This window comes from Ferroplasma sp., from assembly GCF_037442045.1.
Lineage (GTDB): Archaea > Thermoplasmatota > Thermoplasmata > Thermoplasmatales > Thermoplasmataceae > Ferroplasma.
Map to the genome: position 1 here is coordinate 1 of NZ_JBBIRC010000061.1, position 5,984 is coordinate 5,984.

Sequence of the window (5,984 nt, forward strand, 5' to 3'; positions counted from 1 at the left end):
GGAACATGGTCTGCTGCACCGATAACAAAAGGAACTGTTGACAAAACTACCGGAACCACTCCTCTTGGGCCTACCAGGGACATGAAAGCTTTTGTCCTGTTATCAAATTTTATGGCATTCCTTCCCATATTTGAAAGGCCTATTGATATGAAAACCGCTACTGGCCTTATTACAAAAATAACTATTAATGAAATAATGAAACCAAATACAATATAATTGAATATCTGAGACCTGGTAAGTATGCTTCCTAAAAGAATAAATATAATAGACTGTGCCATGAAAGATAAATTCTCATTGAAATTCTTTTCCCTGCTCCAGAATATGCTTTTATCAGAGAAATTTCCCACTATTGCACCGGTAGAAATAATTGCAGGAAATGGCGTGATTCCAACAGCCTCCAGTGATGTAAATTCGAATAATACTATCCCGAGGGTAAGGGCTACAAGCAAAGACTCAAAGTTAAAATATTTGTTTAAATAAATTATAAAGAATCCAAGCGCTATGCCAACGGCAGCCGGTATTGCAATTTCAAGTATAAGGAATGATGCTGATCCAAGTATTAGTCCTGTATGTAAAGTTAAAACTGAAAAGAATGCAGAATAGGAAACATCTGGTGCCAGTATGCCTATGCCTATAGCCAGCAATATAATTCCCAAAGGATCGTTGAATAAACTTTCGCCTATAAGTGTTCCAGAAATGTCATCCCTTATGTTCAGTTTCCTGAAAGTTGGTATCAGTGATGCAGGATCTGTTGGTGATATTATTGCACCAAATATAAATCCAATTATAAAAGGTGCTCCTGTAAGAAGTGAGAAGAAAATACCTGCTCCAACAGCAGTGACTACCATCCCTATTGTATCTAACAGCGCTATTTTTGTGAAATATTTCCTTAAAATTCTCGGGCTAAAGTTATGTGATTCATAATATAGAATAATAACGAGCCCAAGCATTCCTACCCCTATTGTTGCAAATGATGAAAGCAAATAAATTGCAAAACTGTGGTTAATAAGCCCAAGCAATGGCCCAAAGATAAGCCCCATGACTATAAGTACCGGAATATAAACCATTGACGCTTTTCTTGATATTGGTATGGAAAAGGCTGCAAGTATTAGTATAAAACTTATTTCTAGATAATCATACGTTACAGGAGAAATAATCATTTCAATTCATTGACCTTGGCAATTCTCTTTTATGCATTGATTTAAGATATAGCTCCATTAGTTTTTCATAATTGTTATTAATAATATTTTTGTCAAAGAGATCTGATAATGCATTATCTATTTCTTTATAGCTCATTTTTAATTCATCCTCATCATACTGCCCTTCCCAGAGCCCTGCTGATGGCCTTTTATCAATAATGGATTGTGGGACTTTCAATAAAGAAGCCATTTCCCATACATCTGTTTTGTATAATCCTTCTATTGGCTCTATATCGCATGCTCCATCACCATATTTTGTATAATACCCAAGAAGGTATTCAGTCCTGTTAGTAGTGCCGATTACAAGCCCGTTTGAAATATTTGCATAATAATACAGTATATTAGCCCTTATTCTTGACCTTATGTTTCCTTCAATTTTTTTATCTTCTGTATTTAATAATTCTTTATAACTTTCAAATATTTTTTCTATGTTTATTTCTTTTATTTTTATCCCTGTTGATTTTGATAAGTTATTTACATCCTCATAATCCTGTTTCTTTGTATATTTGTCTGGCATGAAAATTGCTTTTATTTTATCATTATCAATTGAAGTTGCAAGCAATGTAAGCACTAAGGAACTGTCAATTCCAGAGCTTATTCCAATAACAGCATTTTTATTAGAAATTTTCTCCTTTAAAAATTCACGTATTGCTTCTATTCTGTTAATATTTTTATTGTTCACATGAAGATAATAAAATGGGATTAAATAAATATTTAGTATTGTTATCCATGTTATTTGTAAATTCATATTGTATTCGTGTAATATAAGTATCCTTATACTTCGATTTTGAGAATGAAAATTTACACACATTTATATCGCATCAAAAAGGTTATAACTAATAAAGTATTAATTTACTCATGATAAGCACAGCGAAATATAATAAGATAAGTGTATATATCCGGAAAGACGAAAAGGCCGTAATAGAAGAGAAGGCATTAATGGAAGGCGTGTCTGTATCAAGGTACCTTGTACTGGCTGCTTTGCATAACAATTTAGATTTTACCAAATCTCAATAATATTTTAATTTTTTTTATAAACTTTTTAAATGTAATATTATATTTTATATTACGAATATATATGGTATATTAACGTATAAATTTAAATATGCCGTAAATATATATGAAAAGAACAAAAATGATTAATACAAAAAATGAAGCAATTAATAATGGACAGCAATTAAAAAGAACAGCTGGTTTAGCAGACATATTTTTTATGTCTTTTGGAGGCCAGGCTCCGTTCCTTTCCATGTTGACCTATGCAACAGCAGCATTGATTTTGACATTGTTTTTCTCTCCAATTGTACTTATTATTGGTACGCTTGTAGTTTTAATTAATGGATTGGGAGTTTATTATTTATCGAGGAAACATGATGAAGAAGGCGGTTACTTTAATTACGCATATAAGTCTTTATCGCACAGATTTGGATTTGAAACAGGTTGGATATATCTTTTTTATTCATTATTATATGCAGGAGGCTACATTGTCGGATCAATATTTGTCCTTACATATGTATTGGCTCCGTTTGTAGTAATTCCCCCAGTTATAGCATTTTTAATAGTGTTTCTTCCAACTGCAGCATTTCTTCTGCTTGGAATCAGGCCATCGTCTAAATATGCTGTTTTTTCAGCAAGCCTGGAATTAATAGTCCTTGTATTTGTAATAATAGCTGGATTATACGGAGCCCATTTTATGGTATATAATCCTTTTACAAGTATTCCATCACCTTCTATAATATTCTTAGGAATATTATTTGCAATTGGAATACCAACAGGCTACGGTGCTATAACCCCTGTATCTGGAGAGGTTAAAAATGCAAAGAAAAATATAGGAAAAGCTGCCATAATGGTAATTTTAATCGGTGGCCTGCTTGAATCCCTGGTCCTTTATTCTCTCGTAGATTATGGAATTGCATCACATTCATTCACAGCTCTAATCACTACAAATGTGCCTGTAATAACAATAATGAACAGGATAGCCGGGCCACTTGCTCTCCCATTATTATTATTTGCTGCAATCAACGATGGGATTCTGGGTTCTCTTGCATTCTTAACAGCTTTTTCCAGAAATTTATATGCCATGTCAGAAAGAGGAATAATAAGCAAAAGCATAAGCAAATTGCATGTAAAAACCGGTACTCCGGTAATTGCAGGAATAATAACTTTGATTGCAACACTTATAATAATGTTACCACTTATATCCCTTGTCAACGCATTTACGATATTTCTGGCTCTTGGAAGCATTGCAGGACTCGGCAATCTTATGGTGCATCTTACAGCAAACTTTTCCCTGTTAAAAGTAAACCTTATAAAAGCAAGCAGAAAAGTTCGGGAATATGCAGTTGGGCTCACAGGAATAATTGTGTCCGGGTTCATTTTTATATATTCATTATTAACATCCGATACTTATCAGATAGAACTGGTGCTTGGATTTATAATACTTGGATTTATTATAATTGAAATTATGGATACTAAAAACTATTTCAAAGCGACTGCAGAAACTGGAAATTAATTTTTAATTTTTATATCTACATCATTACTTTTGCTTTTATATTTTACTTATTCTATATATTTTAGTGCTGACTGGATAATTAATTAACTTATAAATCACGACAATTTGAATGGTAAAATAGGAAATTTTGATTAGAGTTTATAATAGAATAAAAATATGAAATTTGATTAATGCAATTAAAACTATTCATATGATTTCCTTCATAATAATGAATGAACTGTGCATCTTAATACATAATTTAAGTAATTTTGATATTATTCTATTTAATAAAGCAGAAAGTTGTGGTTAATTGTGAGATATTGAAAATAAATAGTGCATTTGAACAATTTGAATTGGTCATAAATCTACTAAATCTCTATTTAAGTGAATAAAACGAGCAATTTCCAGTATAAAATCGTTGATATATCAAAAAAGTATATATTAGATATACATTATACCTGAAATATGGTAATACATATTATAGTGTTAAAATATCTTTTCATAAGAAATGTTAATATACCACACAGATAAAAGCCATATAAAGTAGAAATCCTTATATATAAGTGTATTATAATACTTTTTAATGAATGGTATATTAAAATTTGTACTGTTGGCTTTGCCATATTTTTTTATGACACTGGGTTTTGGAATATATGACAGAATCCAGCCAGAGGCTTTTGGAATTCCGTTCTTTTATTGGTACCAACTGGCATGGGTGTTTATAGCGGCTATACTGACTTTCACAGTTTATGCGATAGAAACTGGTGAGAAAAAGAAGAAAAAGGTGGTGTCCTGATGGGATTTACTGATCTGGACCTGGCATTATTCTTTGGAATAATTATAGTTGTGCTCTTTGTTGGGTATATAGCTATTTTGTGGCATAAGCCCAAGGATATTCATGCAGAAGGTGAATGGAGCCTCGGAGGAAGAAGGTTCGGAACTGTTGTAATGTGGTTCCTGTTGGGAGGAGACCTTTATACTGCATACACACTAATTGCAGTTCCAGGTGCCGCAGCAACTGCAGGAATAGGTGGCGGAGCATTTGCAATGTTCGCGATAGCATATGGGGTTATGATATTCCCTATTGTATATGGCACAATGCCAAGGCTATGGAATGTTTCTAAAAGAAGGGGATATATAACTGCAGCTGACTTTGTTAAGGATAGGTTCAATTCAAGGTTTCTGGCCATGCTTATTGCATTAACAGGCGTTCTTGCTGAGCTTCCTTATATTGCACTGCAGATTACTGGAATAAAGTACGTGCTTGCATCTCTTGCATTGCCTATAACCGTAAGCCTGTTAATAGCATTTCTTCTTGTTGCAGGTTTTACGTTTATAAGCGGTTTGAGAGGACCTGCGCTGACTTCAATATTAAAGGATGCAATTATCTGGGCAGCTGTAATTGTAATTATAATATACATACCAATTAGGCTTGGTGGATTCGGTCATATATTCGGCGTTGCAGCATCAATAAGCCCGAATTTAATGAAAGTTAATCCGGCCATAGACCTCGGATACACATCACTTGCACTGGGTTCTGCACTTGCATTGTTCCTTTATCCCCATGCAGTAACAGGAAGCCTTGCAGCAAAGGATTCTAAAACAATCAAAAGGAATGCGGCATTGCTTCCACTTTATAATGTATTGTTAATGTTCGTTGCTCTTGTAGGATTAATGTCTGTAGTTTACTTCAATGCTTATCCTGCAAAAAGCCTGAGCAGTGAGGCATTGCCAAAAATAGTTATGGCTCTCTTCCCTTCATGGTTTACAGCTTTCGCTTTTGCTGCTGTAGTCGTAGGTAGTATTGTCCCCGCATCCATAATGGCACTGGCTTCGGCAAATTTGCTAACAAGAAATGTATATTTAGAGTATATAAATCCAAAAGCATCTGGAAGAACACAGACTAATTTATCAAGGGTCCTTGTTGTATTAGTCATAATAGGCGCACTTGCATTCTCTTTGATACCTGCTGCATCCGGAGAGATTGTTATACTCCAAACAATAGGAGGAGCCATTATTATGCAAACCTTGCCAGCTGTTTACATGGCACTGTTTACAAGGAAGTTAAATAAATATGTAGTTGGTGCTGGATGGGCAGTAGGGCTTGGTTCGACCATGATAATGCTTGCACAGCTAGATTTTGTAACTTCTTTATACAAGAATTTTGATTTTATGTATATAGGAATTGCCGCACTTTTAATGAACCTGCTTGTTGTTGGCATTGGAATGTTAATAATGAAAGTGACAAACAAAATAAAAGACGAGGGTATAATAGACAACTCTGAATTTGAAGACAT

Annotated in this window: 6 protein-coding genes; 4 read left to right on the forward strand and 2 right to left on the reverse strand. The window is 33.8% G+C overall.

What is annotated here, in order from left to right; all coding sequences use genetic code 11:
- The coding region (locus WKI77_RS06980; RefSeq protein WP_337861107.1) for a cation:proton antiporter at nt 1-1,160 on the reverse strand (1,160 nt) is incomplete at its 3' end.
- A gap of 1 nt (nt 1,161) precedes the next feature.
- Nucleotides 1,162-1,881 (reverse strand): NAD+ synthase, encoded by a 720-nt coding sequence (locus WKI77_RS06985; RefSeq protein WP_337861108.1) that lies wholly within the window; start codon nt 1,879-1,881, stop codon nt 1,162-1,164.
- A 176-nt stretch (nt 1,882-2,057) separates the two neighbouring features.
- Between WKI77_RS06985 and WKI77_RS06990 the strand changes: the two genes are divergently transcribed.
- From WKI77_RS06990 to WKI77_RS07005, 4 genes are all read left to right on the forward strand, one after another.
- Nucleotides 2,058-2,216: a hypothetical protein gene (locus tag WKI77_RS06990; RefSeq protein WP_337861109.1), complete on the forward strand. Its 159-nt coding sequence runs from the start codon at nt 2,058-2,060 to the stop codon at nt 2,214-2,216.
- A 103-nt stretch (nt 2,217-2,319) separates the two neighbouring features.
- Nucleotides 2,320-3,708, forward strand: coding sequence for an APC family permease (locus WKI77_RS06995; RefSeq protein ID WP_337861110.1), 1,389 nt, complete (start codon nt 2,320-2,322; stop codon nt 3,706-3,708).
- A gap of 562 nt (nt 3,709-4,270) precedes the next feature.
- Complete coding sequence (locus WKI77_RS07000; RefSeq protein ID WP_337861111.1) at nt 4,271-4,483, forward strand: DUF3311 domain-containing protein; 213 nt, start codon at nt 4,271-4,273, stop codon at nt 4,481-4,483.
- On the forward strand, nt 4,483-5,984 hold a 1,502-nt coding region (locus WKI77_RS07005), incomplete at its 3' end, for a sodium:solute symporter (RefSeq protein ID WP_337861112.1). The genes WKI77_RS07000 and WKI77_RS07005, both read left to right, overlap by 1 nt.

Bases quoted from the DNA above. Each gene is read 5' to 3' on its own strand.
- WKI77_RS06990 (WP_337861109.1), top strand. From the start codon at position 2,058: ATGATAAGCACAGCGAAATATAATAAGATAAGTGTATATATCCGGAAA.
- WKI77_RS06995 (WP_337861110.1), top strand. From the start codon at position 2,320: ATGAAAAGAACAAAAATGATTAATACAAAAAATGAAGCAATTAATAAT.
- WKI77_RS07000 (WP_337861111.1), top strand. From the start codon at position 4,271: ATGAATGGTATATTAAAATTTGTACTGTTGGCTTTGCCATATTTTTTT.